The sequence below is a fragment of the Campylobacter concisus genome (assembly GCF_002914195.1).
GTDB lineage: Bacteria > Campylobacterota > Campylobacteria > Campylobacterales > Campylobacteraceae > Campylobacter_A > Campylobacter_A concisus_M.
The window spans coordinates 398785-416598 of sequence record NZ_PPAU01000090.1 but is presented as its reverse complement, the minus strand read 5'-3'; the positions used below and the strand labels follow the sequence as shown (position 1 = coordinate 416598).

At 38.0% G+C, this 17814-nt stretch carries 14 protein-coding genes and 1 pseudogene; 13 read left to right on the top strand and 2 right to left on the bottom strand.

The window, feature by feature from the left end; genetic code table 11:
• Positions 1-25: 25 nt before the first annotated feature.
• The 9 genes from CYP28_RS04300 (at position 26) to CYP28_RS04260 (ending at position 10587) form a co-directional block, all read left to right on the top strand.
• Positions 26-1585, top strand: coding sequence for a mobilization protein (locus tag CYP28_RS04300; protein ID WP_103593209.1), 1560 nt, complete (start codon positions 26-28; stop codon positions 1583-1585).
• Positions 1586-2118: 533 nt separating this feature from the next.
• Complete coding sequence (locus CYP28_RS04295) at positions 2119-3888, top strand: response regulator (protein ID WP_103593208.1); 1770 nt, start codon at positions 2119-2121, stop codon at positions 3886-3888.
• A 98-nt stretch (positions 3889-3986) separates the two neighbouring features.
• Positions 3987-4892, top strand: a complete 906-nt coding sequence (locus CYP28_RS04290) for an AEC family transporter (RefSeq protein WP_084041437.1) — start codon at positions 3987-3989, stop codon at positions 4890-4892.
• Between the two features lie 62 nt (positions 4893-4954).
• Positions 4955-5242, top strand: coding sequence for a pyruvate kinase (locus CYP28_RS04285; protein WP_084041438.1), 288 nt, complete (start codon positions 4955-4957; stop codon positions 5240-5242).
• Between the two features lie 9 nt (positions 5243-5251).
• The gene (locus CYP28_RS04280) at positions 5252-5914 is read left to right on the top strand and encodes a response regulator transcription factor (protein WP_103593207.1); all 663 of its coding nucleotides are present in this window, start codon (positions 5252-5254) and stop codon (positions 5912-5914) included.
• A complete protein-coding gene (locus CYP28_RS04275) occupies positions 5907-7076 on the top strand; it encodes a sensor histidine kinase (RefSeq protein ID WP_103593206.1) in 1170 nt (389 codons plus the stop codon). The genes CYP28_RS04280 and CYP28_RS04275 overlap by 8 nt, the downstream gene beginning before the upstream one ends.
• Positions 7077-7203: 127 nt before the next feature.
• On the top strand, positions 7204-8679 hold the full coding sequence (locus CYP28_RS04270; protein ID WP_084108132.1) for an aldehyde dehydrogenase family protein: 1476 nt from the start codon (positions 7204-7206) through the stop codon (positions 8677-8679).
• Positions 8680-8857: 178 nt separating this feature from the next.
• Positions 8858-9559, top strand: coding sequence for a metallophosphoesterase (locus CYP28_RS04265; protein WP_103593205.1), 702 nt, complete (start codon positions 8858-8860; stop codon positions 9557-9559).
• A 2-nt stretch (positions 9560-9561) separates the two neighbouring features.
• Entirely contained in the window at positions 9562-10587 is a 1026-nt protein-coding gene (locus CYP28_RS04260; RefSeq protein ID WP_103593204.1) for a hypothetical protein, read from the top strand.
• Positions 10588-10648: 61 nt separating this feature from the next.
• Here CYP28_RS04260 and CYP28_RS04255 read toward each other — a convergent pair whose 3' ends face one another.
• Together CYP28_RS04255 and CYP28_RS04250 are read right to left on the bottom strand one after the other, a co-directional pair.
• Positions 10649-11470 carry a YihY family inner membrane protein gene (locus tag CYP28_RS04255; RefSeq protein ID WP_103593203.1) on the bottom strand — a complete coding sequence of 274 codons (822 nt, stop codon included), beginning with the start codon at positions 11468-11470 and terminating at the stop codon, positions 10649-10651.
• 3 nt (positions 11471-11473) lie between these two features.
• The gene (locus CYP28_RS04250) at positions 11474-12196 is read right to left on the bottom strand and encodes a plasminogen-binding N-terminal domain-containing protein (protein WP_021090557.1); all 723 of its coding nucleotides are present in this window, start codon (positions 12194-12196) and stop codon (positions 11474-11476) included.
• A gap of 113 nt (positions 12197-12309) precedes the next feature.
• Here CYP28_RS04250 and CYP28_RS04245 point away from each other — a divergent pair, with 113 nt between their 5' ends.
• The 4 genes and pseudogenes from CYP28_RS04245 to CYP28_RS04230 form a co-directional block, all read left to right on the top strand.
• Positions 12310-13479, top strand: a complete 1170-nt coding sequence (locus CYP28_RS04245) for a peptidoglycan DD-metalloendopeptidase family protein (protein ID WP_103593202.1) — start codon at positions 12310-12312, stop codon at positions 13477-13479.
• A gap of 9 nt (positions 13480-13488) precedes the next feature.
• Complete coding sequence (gene mgtE / locus CYP28_RS04240) at positions 13489-14856, top strand: magnesium transporter (RefSeq protein ID WP_021090506.1); 1368 nt, start codon at positions 13489-13491, stop codon at positions 14854-14856.
• Complete coding sequence (locus tag CYP28_RS04235) at positions 14841-15425, top strand: NUDIX domain-containing protein (protein ID WP_103593201.1); 585 nt, start codon at positions 14841-14843, stop codon at positions 15423-15425. Before mgtE ends, CYP28_RS04235 begins: the two co-directional genes overlap by 16 nt.
• 178 nt (positions 15426-15603) lie before the next feature.
• Positions 15604-17709 (top strand): annotated as a pseudogene (locus tag CYP28_RS04230) (RNA degradosome polyphosphate kinase); the annotation flags it as partial.
• Between the last annotated feature and the right edge of the window lie 105 nt (positions 17710-17814).

The window sequence follows — 17814 nt, the reverse complement described above, 5'->3', positions numbered from 1 at the left end:
AGTATACCCAAAGGAAGTTTAAAAAATGGACAATAATGCTAAATCTTGCTTTCGCATTGATCCGATGAAATCGGAGTTCGCATATTGGCACGATTTTCGGCAAGGTTTTCAAGCCTCAAACGTTCAAGGCGAAAGGACAAAGGATAATGAATATTCTTGCACCTTTGCGGAAGCTCGGGCTAGGGCTAAGCAAATGAAAGACGAAGCTGACGCTGCCTATCGAGCGCGAACGGGGAGAGCGCCTAGCTACAATGCCGAATCTATCTATTGGGAAGCTACGGTGAATTTGCGTGATTTTCACACTCGCGAGGATGTCGAAAAGGTAGTTAAAATTTTAGAAAAAAGGCTCGGCTATCGAACCGTTTTTTGGACTCGGCATCGCGATGAGGGTCATCTAGCCACCGACGATGAGATGGATGAGTTAGGGCTCTCATCTGGCGATCAAAGGCCTTTTATCCTAAACGATCACGTTCATATCGCTATGTTTTCTCTGGATGAAGGCGGGAACTCTCTACATCGTCGAAATTTTGGAAAGCCTAACCTTATCAGTCAAATTCAGACGGAAATCGCGCAAGCCCTCGGCATGGAGCGCGGCATCAGTAAAAAAATCACGAAGCGAACGCATCTCAGCCCTCGTCAATATCGTCAAGCTATGAGCCTGCAGGAGCCTCTGCAAGTCAAGCTTGGAGAAGCCAAAAAAGATTTGGCTGAGGCAAAAAAACAAATAAAAGAGCTAGAGAGGCAACTCAAAGAAGCGAATAAACAAGCCCGCGCCGAGCTACAGCAACAAGGGGGCAAGCGCGAGGATTATGCGGCTTTGGAGCAAGAAAACCGATTGCTTAAAAATGAGCTAGCTGAGCTTAAAAAAATGCCTGCCGATGTGAATGTCGATGACGAGATGGCTAAGATTGTAGAAAGAATTCAAAAAATCAAAAACTCGAAGCGGGTTGTTACTGAGGCCGAGACTGAATTTGCTAATTTAAAAAACAGCTTTGGTATCTTGGATCGGGATAAGGTATATGCATTTGTATCAGAAGCCGTCGCTTTGGGTTATGCCGCGCATGAGCAGATACGAAGCTATATGCCCGTCTTAAATGACGTTGAACGTTATAAGGCGGAAGCTGCGCAAGCTACGAATCTTAAAGACAACAAGATTGCTAAGGCGTTTTTTGGTGGCATTGTTTCAAAGCCTGATGTAGATGTCGACGCTATCAAGAAAGAAAATGAGGGGTTGCTGAAAACTCTTGATAGCCTCCAAAAACAAAACGAGCTACTGCAAAAGACTTTAAAGGATACTGTGGGGCTTGTCAAACAAAAGGACGCTCAGATTGCCGAACTGCAAAAGAATCAAGAGGGTTTTGGTGTTACCGCTAACGATCACTTTTACCTCGGTCAAGCTACGCTATTGTCTGAATTGATTAATAGCAAAAAGCTCTGCATTGAGCCAAAGGGTCACTCTCTCTTACTTGGGCTTGATAGTATTATTTCAGGAGAGTATCCTCCTGCCAACTTCGAGGGAATAAAAAGCGGCCTTCTTAGCTATGTTCCGCGAATAAGTCAGCCTGAAAACGGGTTAAGCCTTTAGCCTCTGACCCCTCGCGCGCGTCTGGGAATACGGCGTTTGCGCGAGTTTTTGCCGTTTTCTTAATAATATATATAGATATATATGCAAAACCAAGAAAGCATAAAAAGTCCATCTCTTTATATCCCCTTTTTATCCTTGGAAAAAGACGCCGGGGGTATGGGGGACAAGTCCCCCATAGATGTGTTATTCGGCGACCTCTCCCCAAAGAGAGGGCGACGCCTAAAAGTGGAAAGAGAAAAACAAATTTGTATTTTTTTTACGCTTCGCCGATTTTCTCGCCTATCTCAAAAATGCGGCTACGCTTGACCGAGGTATGCATTTAAAAAATAAATAAAAATAATTTTTTGCATGAGTTTAAATTTGACTTTTAAAGCAAATTAGTATAGAATGCGTTTTTAAGAATTTGACGAAACTATGCATGTATCGGCAATTAGTCAAGGCAAAAATTAATTTGACCTCGGGCACCATTATACTCCTAAATACTTTCTAAATTTATCCGATATTATCTGCAACATCTTTAAAAAGGATTTTAGATGAATATTGCACCTTTAAAATATAACTTTACAAATTTAAAAGATTTAGAAAACCCTACAGATATGCTCCATGCCTTTAAAGACAAACAAGGTTTAGAGATAAATAACGAACAAATTTCAAATTTAAAAGAAAGTATCAAAGCAAGCAAAGTTATAAATATCACTGATGCCGAGATCAAAGAGCAAAACAGACACAAAATCCTACAAAAAGTAGAAGAAATTTTAAATAACTACTCAAAAAATCTCATCTACAGTAACAATAAAATTTACTCCGACGAGCTTTCTAGAGGTTATAATTTTAGTGAAAATTCCTACTTTAAAAATATAAAAGCTTCAGATAGCAGCAGCATGCTATCTACACTAAAAAGTAGATACTTAGAAAATACAAAATTTAAAAATTTAAACGATTACGCTTATTCAAACACTCTAAAAACAAAATATGGCGAAGTAGAAGTATTTTTAGATATTTACGGCGATAACGATAAACTTGGCACTACAAAATTAGAAAATAATAGCTATCTTTTTAGCTTTGATAGCAACAATGACGGCGTGCTAGATCAAAAAGATATACTCTTTGATAAGCTAAAAGTAAGGGGCTATTACAAAGACGGAAATGAAAAAATAGCAAATTTAAGCGATGTGATGCCAAGGGTTGATCTTAGGCAGTTTATCAGCACAAATGTCATAAATCACAACCAAATAGAAAGAGAAGAGCTAAATCGTAAAGCAACGATCACAAACAATCCCGATCTTTACGTGGATACAAAAGATATTGATTATAGACACTCTTACTACGCCTCAGATCCAAATACTTTGTTCGCTGCAGAAAACAGATATGAAAAGATAGAGAAAAATGATATAAATAATTTCTTTAAAAAATATGCCCAAAATGATGGCTGGGTCGATCTAAGACACAATAATATCTTTGGCAAAGATAGCTCTTTTAAAAATTTTGCCTATCTTAAAGTGGGTTTTGATGATACTGCAAGGCTAAGCGAGTTTAATCCGATCATTGAGCCAAGCAAAGAGCACAAAAAAGATGAAAATTTCTCATATACAAAATTTCAAAAAGATAGTTTTATGAAATTTTATAAAGATTATAACACTGAGTTTGATGCATACAACAAGATGATAGAAAATCTTGGCAATAATTTAAAGAAATTTGATGAAAGTGCAGACTCTTATATATCAAAGCTTGAAAAGACAAAATCAGCCAAAATGATCGCGATGGAAAATGAATTTAAACAAGCAACTGGACTTGAGTTTAGTATCTCAAATTTAAAAAAGGTAAAAAAGGCTTTTATAACAAATGAAGCCACAGCTGCCGCATCTTTGCAAGATAGCGATAGCGTCATAGCTATGAAGCTAAACAAAGATGGCACCATAAGGCTAAAATTTGATAGTGGTAGAGAGATAGACGTAAAAGAGCTTTATAACGATACTGGCAAGCTAAATACATCAAGTGAGCTAAAAACTAGCATAAATTTAGAGGCAAAAGATATGAATAATGTACAGCTAAATAGCTTGGATTTTAAAGACATTGGCTTCATGCAAGGTGATAAAATCGTAAGCCTAAAAGATGCTGGAGCGATCGCTATTGCCAATCTATCTAATAAATTTGAGAGTAAATTTTTAATCAGTCTAAATAATGGCAAAAGCATATCTACAAGAGAAATTTATAATATCAGCTATCTTGAGAATGATTTAAAGAGTAAAGAAAAGATAGATGAGAGAGATAAATTTTATAAAAAAGTTGATATTAAGGCATAAATTTTGAGAGCAAATTTTAAAAAAGGTTTATTGTAATTTAATCTTATGGGTCCTATAATCAATTTTCCGTAAAAATTTAGATTTATAAAGAGAATGCTATGAACTTTACTCCACTTTTTGCAATTTTTTTCATAATCGCAACTGGTTTTTTTGCTAAAAAAGTCGGCATTGTTGAGCAAAAGCACTCAATCCCATTTGTGGATTTTGTCCTTTGTTTTGCAATGCCTGCGCTAATCTTTGACAAAATTTATCACGTAAACGTCGATGTTTCGCTTATAAATACAATTTTAATTGGCTTTGGCTCAACAGCTATCAGTGCTGTCATGGCATTGGTACTTGGCAAGATCTTTAAATTTACCAAAGTAACAACTGTTAGTATGGTCATGCTAAGCCTTTTTGGTAATACCCTATTTGTCGGTATGCCTGTCATTCAGGGCTTCTTTGGCGATGCGATGGTAAATGAAGTCATCTTTTACGATCAAATAGCCACTGGTATCCCTCTTTCGATCCTTGGGCCACTCATCCTCTCTTTTGCTGCACCAGAGAAGGTTTCTCTATTTCAAAATACGATGAAAATTTTAAAATTTCCACCATTTATCGCGCTTATTATGGCTCTTATCTTAAAAGAAGTCCCTTTGCCAGAATTTATCTTTGCACCACTTAGGATGTTTGAAGGCAGCGTCACTCCAGTAGCACTTTTTGCTATCGGTGTTGGATTAAATTTCAATAGCATCACAAGCACATATAAGGGCGTTAGCGTCGTGCTTTTATGTAAGATGATCTTGCCAGCGATCGTATTTTTTATCGTCTTAAAAATTTCAGGTATCCAGATGAGCAAAACTTGGGTCGTTGGTCTCTTTCAATGTGCGATGCCAACATCAGCCCTTGCAAGTGCGATGGTCATAAAAGCTGGACTTGATAGCTCTCTGGCCATATCCTCAGTGGCCATAGGCGTGCTTTTTTCATTTATCACGCTTCCAGTTATATATTTTGTATTTGCGTAAATTCACACTCACTTAACACTAAAGAGATAGTATTTCATCATATTTCATTTAAAGGAGACGTTATGAAGAAATTACTACTAGTTGCACTTGGTGCTATGTTTATGTTTGGTGGTCTTGCAAATGCTACTGAAATGATGAAAAAAGATGACATGGGCAAAGACGAGATGATGAAGAAAGAGCAGATGATGAAAGATGACATGGCTAAAAAACCCATGGTAAAAAAAGATGAGATGAAAAAAGACGACATGGGCATGAAAGATGAAATGAAAAAAGACGACATGGGCATGAAAGATGAAATGAAGAAAGACGACATGGGCATGAAAAAAGACGAAATGAAAAAAGGTATGTAAAGGTGCTTGATGGTTAGAATTTTGCTCGTTGAAGATGATGAAATTTTACTTGATCTCATCAGTGAGTATCTAGTCGAAAATGGCTATGAGGTAACCACTTCAAATAATGCCAAAGAAGCGCTTGATCTCGCCTACGAGCAAAATTTCGACCTGCTTATACTTGACGTCAAACTCCCGCAAGGAGATGGCTTTTCACTTCTTTCTTCCTTAAGAGAGCTAGGTGTTAGCGCACCTAGCATCTTTACCACCTCGCTAAATACTATTGACGATCTTGAAAAAGGCTACAAAAGTGGCTGCGACGACTATCTAAAAAAGCCATTTGAGCTAAAAGAGCTGCTTATCCGTATACAGGCGCTTCTAAAGAGAAATTTCTCTCATCACAGTGGCGATGCGATCAAAATTTCAAGCGAGTTTAGCTTTCATCCGCAGAGCAAGACGCTAAGCAAAGGTGGCAAAAATGTAAATATCTCAAGTAAAGAGAGCGACCTACTCGCGCTATTTTTGCAAAATAAAGGCAAAATTTTAACCAAAGATGAAATTTTTAATAAAATTTGGAAATTTGACGAGGAGCCAAGCGAGCTTAGCCTTCGTGTCTATATCAAAAATTTACGCCAAATTTTAGGCAAAGATGCCATTTTAAATAGGCGTGGGGACGGCTATGTCTATGTCTGAAAAGACGCAAATTTTATTTAAAATTTTATCCCTTTATCTTGTTAGCACTGTGATATTTTTAGGATATTTTTTCATACACGACTATAAAAACAAAAAAGAAGCGCTCATTTTAAACGAGGTGAAGTCTTTAAAAGAGATAAAAATGGGCATTTACATGAAAGCTAGAATGAATGGACTTGACTCAATTTCAAGTCTAACAAAAGAAAAAGGCGTGCATGCTTGCATCGTGCTAAAAAATGGTGAGAAAATTTACAAAGACTTTGACTGCCAAAAGATAGACAAAAGCAAAAATGTAAATTTGATCGGCGGCAAGGTCGCGATATTTGAAAAGATCCAGTACATGGAGGACAACACCACAGACGAACTCTCGTACGCAGATATTTTTCTAGTTGGCAAAGATATCAAGGCTGAAATTTTATCTTTACAAATTTCAACCACGCTAAAGGCGCTCTTTTTCTTTTTTGCCCTGCTCTTTGTCGCCTTTTACCTCGCAAAACTGAGCCTAAGACCGCTTTATGAAAAGATAGATACACTAAACCGCTTTATAAAAGACTCAACACACGAGATAAACACACCTCTAAGCGTCATCTCCATGAGCATAGAAACAGCCGATCTTGACAACCTAAATGAGAGAAATTTAAAGCGTTTTAACAATATCAGCCTTGCCGCAAAGAGCCTAAATAACATTTATGACGCGCTCGTTCATCTAAGCTTTAACCTAGATAAGCCTAGCAAAAAAGAGCTCATAGATCTAAATTTACTAACCACACAAAGACTGAACTATTTCTCACCATTTTTTGCCAAACGCGGACTTGAGATAGATACTAGCCTAAAGCCAAGCCTTATAAATGCAGATCTTGGGGATGTGAGCAAAATTTTAGACAACCTTCTTAGCAACGCCTCCAAATACGCAGCGCCAAATTCAAAGGTTAGCATCGTTTTAGAGCCAAATTTCTTTAGCATAAGTAACACCGGTCGAGGCATAAGCAAAGAGGATCAGATGAAAATTTTTGATCGCTACACGAGATTTAACGACGATCAAGGCGGCTTTGGCATAGGGCTAAATTTGGTAAAAGAGTGCTGCAAGAAAAATGATATCGTCGTAAAATGCCAAAGCAAACTTGATGGCGAGACTACGTTTTTGCTCTCTTGGCAGAGTTAAATTTTAAAATAATCCTACTCTAAATAATAAAATTTATTAAAAAAGATAATTTATGTCCAAAATTTATTTTTGATAAATTTTATTAATATTATAATCCTTTTACAAAATCTTAATCAAGGAGAAAAGTATGAAACTACTAGAAAAATATGGGCTTTTCATAAATGGTGAGTGGCGCGACGCAAAAGACGGCGCTACACTTGATGCAAAAAATCCAGCAAACGGCGAGCACCTTGCAAAGATCGCTGATGCTACCGAAGAAGATGTAAATGACGCAGTTCGTGCTGCACGTGAGGCTTTTAAGAAATTTAAACATACCACAGTTAGCGAGCGTGCAAAGCTACTAAACAAGATCGCTGATATCATCGATGAAAACAAAGAGCACTTGGCAAAAGTCGAGAGCATGGATAATGGCAAGCCGATCCGCGAGACGCTAAATGTCGATATTCCTTTTGCAGCAGAGCATTTTAGGTACTTTGCTGGCGTTATCATGGGCGAAGAAGGTAGCGCAAATGTCCTTGACGAGAAGCAGCTCTCTATCGTTTTGCGTGAGCCAATAGGTGTTGTGGGTCAGATCGTACCTTGGAATTTTCCATTTTTAATGGCAGCTTGGAAGCTAGCTCCAGTGATTGCAGCAGGCGATGCGAGCGTATTTAAGCCTTCAAGCGAGACAAGTCTAAGCGTGCTTGAGCTATTTAGGCTGATAGATAAAATTTTGCCAAAAGGCCTTATAAACATCATAACTGGCAAAGGTAGCAAAAGCGGCGAGTGGATTAAAAATCATCCAGGCCTTGATAAGCTAGCATTTACTGGTTCAACCGAGATCGGCCGCGATATCGCCATAGCTGCTGCTCGCCGTATCATCCCAGCTACACTTGAGCTTGGCGGCAAGAGCGCAAATATCTTCTTTAGCGACGCAAATTTAGACAAAGCGCTTGATGGCCTTCAGCTTGGCATTTTGTTTAACCAAGGTCAAGTTTGCTGCGCAGGTTCAAGAATTTTCGTAGAAGAGAGCTTTTACGACAAATTTATAGAGGCTGCGGTGAAGAAATTTAGTACCATAAAAGTTGGCGATCCGTTAGATCCTAGCACTCAAATGGGCTCACAAATCAATAAAAAACAAGCTGAGCAAATTCTAAACTACGTCGAGATCGGCAAAAAAGAAGGTGCAAAAGTAGCAGTCGGAGGCAAAGCTTACACTGCAAATGGTTGCGACAAGGGTGCATTTGTCGAGCCAACGCTGCTAGTTGATGTGACAAACGATATGAGAGTGGCTCAAGAAGAAATTTTTGGACCAGTTGGCGTTGTCATCAAATTTAAAGATGAAGCCGAGCTTATCAAAATGGTAAATGACAGCGAATATGGCCTAGGTGGCGGAATTTTCACGCAAGACATCACAAAAGCACTTCGCGTTGCAAGGTCTATGGAAACTGGCAGGGTATGGATCAACACCTACAACCAAATCCCAGCAGGTAGCCCATTTGGTGGATATAAAAACTCAGGTATCGGCCGCGAAACACACAAGATCATACTTGAGCACTACACTCAAATGAAAAACATCATGATTGACCTAACCGGTAAGGTTAGCGGCTTTTACGCACAATGATTTTAGGGAGCTTAGGCTCCCTTCTACTTTAAATTCCTTAAATTTTAAATATCTTTTACTAGGTTTTAACTTTATATATCGCTAGCATTACGCCAATATAGTACAGCTATACAAAAGTGTTTTCTTAACACTACATTTTTAAGCTTAATAGACTAAAATTTGGCACAAAGGAGAAAAATTGAGCGAGCAAATTTATATCATAGGCGATGTGCACGGCTGTTTTAATACACTTTTAGAGCTTATCAAGCAGTTTCCAGACAAAGAAAAATCACAAATTTGCTTTGTCGGAGATGTGATAGATCGGGGGCTTTTTAGTTGCGATGTAGTCGAGCTTATCATGCAAAACAACTATAAAATGGTAATGGGAAACCACGAAAGAAGGTTACTAAGCAATAAATATGAATTTTTAAACAACCAAGCACCGTTTGACACGAGTTGGTTTTTCAATAATGGTGGCGTGGCGACATATGGATCATACCTAGCTCAAAGCCTAAATTTTAAACAAAGACACATAGAATTTTTAGAGAGTAGTCCAGTATATTTAGAGTTTAAAGACCACAAAAACCAAAATGGCGAGCATTTGGTCGTCTCTCACTCGGCTGTTGGTAAATTTTGGGGTTTAAGAGATGATGATAGCTCAAGAGATGAGTTTAGAAGGCATGTACTATCAGGCAGAGGCGATATGATGCAAGTTGAAGGCATATTTAATGTCTACGGACACACGCCAGTTCGTGAGGCTAAGCTCTATACAAATAGCGCCAATATCGATACAGGATGTGTTTTTAATGAAGAAGGATATGACAAGCTAAGTGCCTTAGAATTTCCATCGATGAAAATTTATACGCAAAAAAATGTTGAAAATTTTAATAAACAAGGATAAAAATGTGGTTTTCTAAAAAGAGCTCTAGCTTTGCAAGCAGAGTTGATAAATTTTGGAGCGAGTTTGGCAAAAATTTAGACGCCATCAAACAAAATTTAGAAGATAAAAATTTTGAAGCTGCAAGCAAAATGACCGAAGAAGCGCTAAATTTATGTTTAGTTGATCCAACTTTTATGATAGGCCTTATTGATGGAAAGATCGATCTAGTACTCACTCCAGAAGGACTAAAGCACAGGCTTTTGTGGCTTAAATTTATAAAATCGCGCATGCCAAAAGAGTATGAGGCAAAGCTTACTTGCACACTTGGCAAACCACGTGCACCACGAAACGTCGCTACTATACAAATGTATGGCGTAAGCGTTGATGCAAATGAAATCATGGTCTATGCAAATTTTAACGACAAAAGCGTAGATATGTGCCTATATAACGAGACTCTAAGTAAGCTTAAAAGCGAAGATGAAAATAAGGCATATACATTATCACTCATACTTTGTGACAACGTAGTTGGTGAGATGATCATGATAAATATGCTTGGAGAGTTTGAAATAATAGACAAGCCAAGAGAAAAAGGCGTACCACTGATCGACTTTGCCGATCTTATAGATGAAAAATTTGGTAAAGAAGCCTCAAACGAGCCGCTTAAGAATTTTATAGTCTATGAGCTAGAACCTCGCTCAAACAAGCTACGTGACGACGTTTTCACAGGATATACATCTCTTAGCGAGCTACTAAACGAATACTACGACGGCGCAAGCGATACCTATAACGAAGCTTTTGAGCTTGGCATAAATTTTTGCTTTTTAGCCATATCTCACGGTGGTGACATACAGTTTGGCGTTGATAGCAAAAACAAAATTTCAGATGTGCTAAAAGAGAGTGAAATTTGCGAGATCATAGGTGAAGCAAATGGCGAGATGCGATCTTACATAGATCTTATCTGCTTTGACAAAGATGAGCTAGAGAAAAAGACTAAAGAATTTAGTAAAGAACTTGGCGTAAAGATAGAAATTTGCGAGTTTAAACGCTAATTTTACATAATATTCTACATAAAATAATACAAATCACGCCAGCTGGCACGAACTATTAAATTTATCTTTTAAATTTTGAGCTGTTTGAGAGATAAGCACAAAGCTTTAGCCCATATAAAAAGATGATCCACGATATATAGATCCAAACAAAAAAGAAAAGCACAGCCGAAAACGAGCCATAGACGCTTAGATAGGTTTTGTTATAAAGGACGTAGTAGACAAAGGCTGACTTACCAATATACCAAACAAGCGAGGCTGCAAACGAGCTAAAAAGTGCGCTTTTAAACTTTATCTCGTCATTTACTGAGATGAGGTATGTGATGCAAAATATTGCCCAGATGATGAGATATGGGAATATGCTTAAAAAATTTATCGAGTTTGTGATCACGTTTGAGTTTAGCATCTCTTGAATGAGGCTTGAAAGATAAAAACTACCAGCAAGACCAAGTGGCGCAAGCGTGATAAGCGTCCAATACGAGCTAAGTGCTGACCAAAATCCTCTAGCCTTACTTGCACGTGTCACTTTCAAAACTACATACTCGTAGTCGCTAAAAAACATAGCCGATGTAAATATCATCGCCACAAAGCCAACTAAGCCTAAATTTCCGCTATTTTGTAAGAAATTTTGCAAATAGTTTGAGATGATCTCTTGGTTACTTGGCAAAAGAGCCGAAAATATAAAGTCCTGAATCTTGGCGTAATAATCCTCAAAACTAGGCAGTTTTGTAAAGATAGAAAATGATATAAGAAGTATCGGAATGATCGATAAGATCGTGTGAAAACTAAGGCTTGAGGCGTAGTGAAAGAGCTCTTTGTCCTTAAGCGTTGGAAGTAAATTTAAAAACTCTTTTAAGCTTTGCTTACTTAAGGACAAACGGCTCATTTATCAGTTATCTTCTTCGAAAAGTTTTTCGTAGTGAGCGTCGTAGTTGTTGATGTGCTCGCTATTTAGCTTCCAAAATACAGTGTCTATGTCGCTAACTCTTGTATAAAATGGCAGCTGATAGTACTCAACCTCGCCACTTTTAAATTCTTTTAGCACTTTAAAGCTTTGGCAATCAGCAAAAACGCTTCTGCCATCCATCGCTACGAAAATTAGACCAGCTGCGCTTTGAGCACACATCTTTCTAAAGTCATCTCTGCTTGGATTTGGCTTGTATTCGTAGCTTAGATACGCTCCTATAATATCTGGGTGGATAAATATCATATTTGGAAACGCAGAAGTGATCTCTTCATAAATTTCTTTATTTGGCACAATGATTAATGAGCGATTATAAAGATAGTTTAGCACGACCATATCGCCATTTGCAGGTGCAATGCCTGGAAGTGGGAGCGCCTTTTGCTCAAGCAGATCAAACACCTCAAATCTAATCTTAGCAAAGCCAGAATTTTTTGAGATAACACTAACTCTTGCGATGATAGAGCTATCAGTATCAAATTTATGAAGTACGACACCACTTGAGCCGATTAAAATTTCTGGACTATCAACTATCGTCGCTGTGCCATCACTATCGACGCTAATTATAGGAGTTCTATACTCATTTAAGGAAAAATCAGCCCCAAAAGCAAAGCCAAAAACTAGCGATAAAATCACAAATATACGTTTCAAAAATATCTCCTAAGTTTAAATTTTTAGAGCGATTATAGCCTAAAATGCTTTATCTTTTGCAAAATTAAAGCAAGTTTTAGTTAAAATCCCACCAGCTTTTTAAAAGGATATTAATGCCTCGTATTTTTATAATTTTTGCAATATTATCTATAAATTTATACGCTATAAAGCCAAGTGTCGACGAGCTTAGCTGGCCAAATGGAAGTAACTTCTTAAATTTCTTAGAGACAAACAAAATCCCACTTTCACTTTACTATAACTTAGCAACCGAAGATCAAGAGCTAACAGAAGAGATCATCGCTGGCACAAAGTATCAAATTTATAAAGACGATAATGGCAATACCAAACAAGTACTAATCCCTGTTAGTGACGAGCTTCAAATGCATATTTTTAGAGATGACAATGATAAATTTAAGCTCGAATTTCTTCCCATCTCTTATCAAAGTGAGGATAAATTTTTAGCCTTAAAGGTGGACAAATCAGTCTCTGAAGACATTTTTGACTACACTGGCTCTGGCACGCTAGCTCTTGGCTTTAAAGAAATTTTTAAAGGAAGTGACATTGATTTTAAAAAGATAAATAAAGGCGATACGATTGCTATCGTTTATAATCAAAAAATACGTATGGGCCGCTCTTTTGGCACTCCAGAAATTTATGCTGCGATGATAGAAACAAAAAATAAACGATATGTTATGTATAAATTTGAAGATAAATTTTATGATAAAAATGGCAAGAAGAATGATAAATTTTTACTTGTTCGCCCTCTTGCAAACGCTAGAATCACATCAGCTTTTACCCTAAAAAGATGGCACCCTATTCTTCAAAGATATAGAGCACACCTTGGCGTTGACTACGGTGCTCCAAAAGGCACACCAATCAAAGCCGCAGGCGATGGTACGGTTAAATTTGTCGGACAAAAAAGTGGATATGGCAGAACCGTTATCATCTCTCATGCTGGTGGCTATGAGACGCTTTATGCTCATCTAAATGGCTTTGCTAAAGGTATGAAAGGTGGTTTAAAAGTCAAGCAAGGCACGCTTATAGCCTACGTTGGCACAAGCGGTATGAGCACAGGACCACACCTTCATTTTGGTCTTTATAGGGACAATAAACCTATCAATCCAGAAAGTGCAATAAAAGTCGTTAAAAGCCTAGAGGATAAGAAAGAATCAGCTAAATTTAAAGCAGTTGTTATCAAAAATGACGAGCTAATAAAAAATGCTTTAAATAATGAAAAAGAGTACCACAAAGTGGAATTTTTCCCTAATGTAATAGAATTTTAAAGGTAAAACTTGAGCCAAGAACTAGAAGAAGCAAAAGAGCTGATAGATCAGCATTTAGATGAAAATTTAGAAGATAACGAACTCTCACCTTATGAGCTAGCCCAGCACCTAAAAACACTAAAGAAACACGACGAAGAGCTTTTTGCTCACTATCTTGAAAAGCTAGATCCTGAAATTTTAGGCGACGTTGCTATCGAATTACCTGATCACATGCTAAAAGATGTGATCGAACAACTACCAGCTGAAAAGATCGTAGAAGCACTTGAAGAGCTAGAGAGCGATGATGCGACTGATTTGCTTCAATACATCGAGGATATCGACGAAGATAAAGCTAGAGAGCTCTTTAACGAACTTGATAGAGAAAACCAAAATGAAATTTTAAGACTTAGAAGCTACGAAGAAGATAGAGCCGGTGCGCACATGCAAACAGAGCTTTTTTCGGCTCACCTTGAAGAAAAGCTTGGCAATGCAGTAGCAAGACTTAGACGAGAAAAGCAAGAAGGCAAGTTAGAAAATATCTCACAGCTTTTTATTATCGATAAAAATGGCGTTTTACAATACGCTATTCCGCTTGAAGATCTTATACTTTTTGATTTTACAAAGACACTAAAGCAAAATATCGAGTCAGCGCAGATCGATCACTACAAACCACATGTTGCAAATGATATGGACCTTATGCAAAATGTCGCTGATATGTTTCAAGAGTACGATTTAAATGTTATTGCAGTTACTAGTAGTACTGGAATTTTGCTTGGTCGTATCACGTCTGATGACATCCACGACTACATTCAAGAGAGTGCAACTGAACAAATTTATAACCTAGCCGGCGTTGATGACGAGTCAGAAGAGGACGATACGCTTTTTAAGGCTGGTCGTGGTCGTGCGGTTTGGCTTGGCGTAAATTTACTAACAGCTCTTTTTAGCTCATCTATAATCGGACTTTTTGACGAGACAATCGCAGCTTATGTTGCTCTTGCTGTTTTAATGCCAATAGTTGCGTCAATGGGTGGAAATACCGGCACACAAGCGCTTGCCGTTACGGTTCGCCGTCTAGCACTTGGTGAGATCGAGTTTAAAGATGCCAAAAATGTTCTAAAACGTGAGGTTAGTATTTCACTCATAAATGGACTAATCTTTGGTGTGGTAATGGGCATAATCGCCTCTGTTTGGTTTGACAAAGGTATGCTTGGCGTTGTTATCGGACTTAGCATGGTTACAAATTTATTCTTTGCTGGCTTTTTTGGCACGATCATACCTTTGACGCTAAGGCGCTTTAACATAGATCCTGCAGTCGGCTCAGCCGTCATTCTTACTACTTTTACTGATGCGATAGGATTTTTTAGCTTTTTAGGACTTGCAAAATGGATACTACTATAACTAATTTAGAAATTCTGCCTCTTGATGAGTCAAAATACCTAAAGCCATTTAAGATGAAATTTATGCAAAATGGTGTCCAAAGAGATTGGGACTGCGTAAAAGTGATGAATAGCGTTAGTATTTTTTTATATCACGAGCAAAAAGATGCCTTTTTATTTGTAAAGCAGTTTCGACCGGCTGTTTGGTACTCGCAAGAGAAGGAAAGCATCAAAACAAATGAGCAAGGCTTTACTTACGAGCTTTGCGCAGGTCTTATGGATAAAGGGCTTAGCGAAGAGCAAACAGCCAGAGAAGAAGCGATCGAAGAAGTGGGCTATGAGCTAAAAGAGATAGAGCGTATCACGATGACATACGGTGCTTTTGGCTTTGGAGGCAATATGCAAACGATGTTTTACGCAAAGATCGATGAGAGTATGAAGGTAAATTCTGGCGGTGGCATCGATGGCGAAGATATCGAGCTTGTTTTTATAAAACGAGAAGATATGATAAAATTTGCCTTCGACGAGAGCAAAGTCAAGGGTTTTGGGCTTATCTTTGCTTATTTGTGGTGGGAGAAATTTAAAAGCTAAAACGATATCTTTTTAATAAGTGCAAAAACAATGACTGCCACTAAAAAGATACCAACCAATATCACATAATCAGACATAACAAGCCTTTAAATTTAAATTTTAGCTTATTGTAACCAAAAATTTAAATAAAGTAAGAACTTTATAACCGCACATATCATAAAATAACTCAAAAACACACAAGGAGAAGATGATGAGCGAAAATGGAACTCTTTTTATAAACCGAGAATTAAGCTGGCTACGCTTTAATTCAAGGGTACTCGCTCAGTGTGAAAAGGAAAATCCTTTACTTGAAAAGCTAAAATTTATAGCTATTTATATGACAAATCTAGACGAGTTTTATATGATAAGAGTCGCTGGCTTAAAGCAGCTTTTTGCAGCTGGAGCTACTACAAGCAGTGGCGATGGCATGAGCCCACTTGATCAGCTAAGAGAGATTAGAAAATATTTACAAAATGAGCAAAATTTAGTAGAAGATCACTATAAAAAAACAGTAAATGCTCTTAGCAAAGAGGGGCTTTTTATAAAAAATTATGACGAGCTTGATGATAGCTTGAAGCAAAAGTGCGACGAATACTTTTTCTCAAATATCTTGCCAGTCATCGTGCCTATCGCTGTCGATGCGACTCACCCATTTCCGCACCTAAACAACCTTAGCTTCTCTCTTGCCGTTAAGCTTGCTGATATAGAGCATCCAGAAATTTTAAAATACGGCATGATAAGAATTTCAAGAGTCTTGCCACGTTTTACACAGCCAAGTAGCAATGTTTTTGTACCGATTGAAACGATCGTGCATCGCCATGCAGAAGAAATTTTCCCAGGATATAAGCTACTTAGCTCGGCTGCTTTTAGAGTGACGAGAAATGCCGATATCGTCATCGAAGAAGAAGAAGCGGATGATTTTATGATGATACTTGAGCAAGGGCTAAAGCTTCGCAGAAAAGGGGCTTTTGTTCGTATGCAAATCGATAAAAACGTAGACGTTGATATCTTGGACTTCTTAAATTTTCATATGAAAATTTTTCATAAAGATGTCTATTTTTCAAGCATTCCGCTCACTCTTAGCTCGCTTTGGGAGATAGCTGGAAGTAAAAATTTTACCCACCTAGCAAATGCGCCTTACGTTCCAAAAACGCTACCGCCATTTGGTAATGGCATCTCGGTATTTGACGCCATAGACAAAGAAGATGTGCTACTAGTGCATCCATTTGAGAGCTTTGATCCAGTTGTAAGCTTTATAAAAGAAGCCAGCAAAGATCCAAAAGTCATATCTATTCGAATGACACTTTATAGAGTCGATAAAAGCTCGCCAATAATTCAAAGCCTAATAGACGCCGCAAGTGACGGCAAGCAAGTAACCGTGATGGTTGAGCTAAAGGCAAGGTTTGACGAGGAGAATAACCTGCACTGGGCAAAGGCTCTAGAGGACGCTGGCGCGCATGTGATATATGGCATCACAGGCTTTAAGGTGCATGCAAAAGTTAGCCAAGTCATTCGCCAAATCGGCGATAAGCTCAAATTTTATATGCACTTTGGCACAGGCAACTACAACGGCAGTTCGGCTAAAATTTATACTGACGTTAGTCTATTTACGAGCAAAGAAGAATTTAGCCAAGATACGACTTCATTTTTTCACATCCTCTCAGGATATAATAAAAATCGTCGTTTAAACGCTCTTAGCATGTCGCCTTTTCAGATAAAAGAGCGCATCATCGAAAAGATAAGAGTAGAGGCAAACAAAGGAAGCGAAGGTAGGATCATCGCTAAGATGAACGCGCTAATAGACGAAGATGTGATAAACGAGCTTAGCCGCGCTTCAAACGCAGGCGTGAAGATCGACTTAATCGTTCGCGGTGTCTGCGGACTAAGGCCTGGCGTAAAAGGCAAAAGCGAAAATATAAAAGTTCGCTCAATAATCGGCAAATACTTAGAGCACGCTAGAATTTTATACTTTAAACATGCTCAGCCAAAAATTTATATCTCAAGTGCTGACTGGATGCCAAGAAATCTAGAGCGTCGCTTGGAGCTTATGACGCCTATTTTTGAGCCAAGACTTCAAGAGAGGTTGCTTGAAATTTTAGAGCTTCAGCTAAGCGATAATGACCTAGCATTTGAGCTACAAAATAGCGGTGAATACGTAAAAGTAGCAAGAAGCGAAAACGAAAAAGTAATATCTTGCCACGAAGTTTTGGAAAATTATATATCTAAAATTTACAAATCCGTAAAAAAAGATACAGATAAAGCAAAAGCCGATATGCTCGCAAGCAAGCTCTTAAAAGAGAGCTAAAAATAAATTAAGCTTTTAGACCTAGTCTAAAAGCTATTTTTTAATCAGCATAAAAACACTAGCATTTGATTAAGCAAGTCTTATTAAAAATTTTAAATCCGCAGC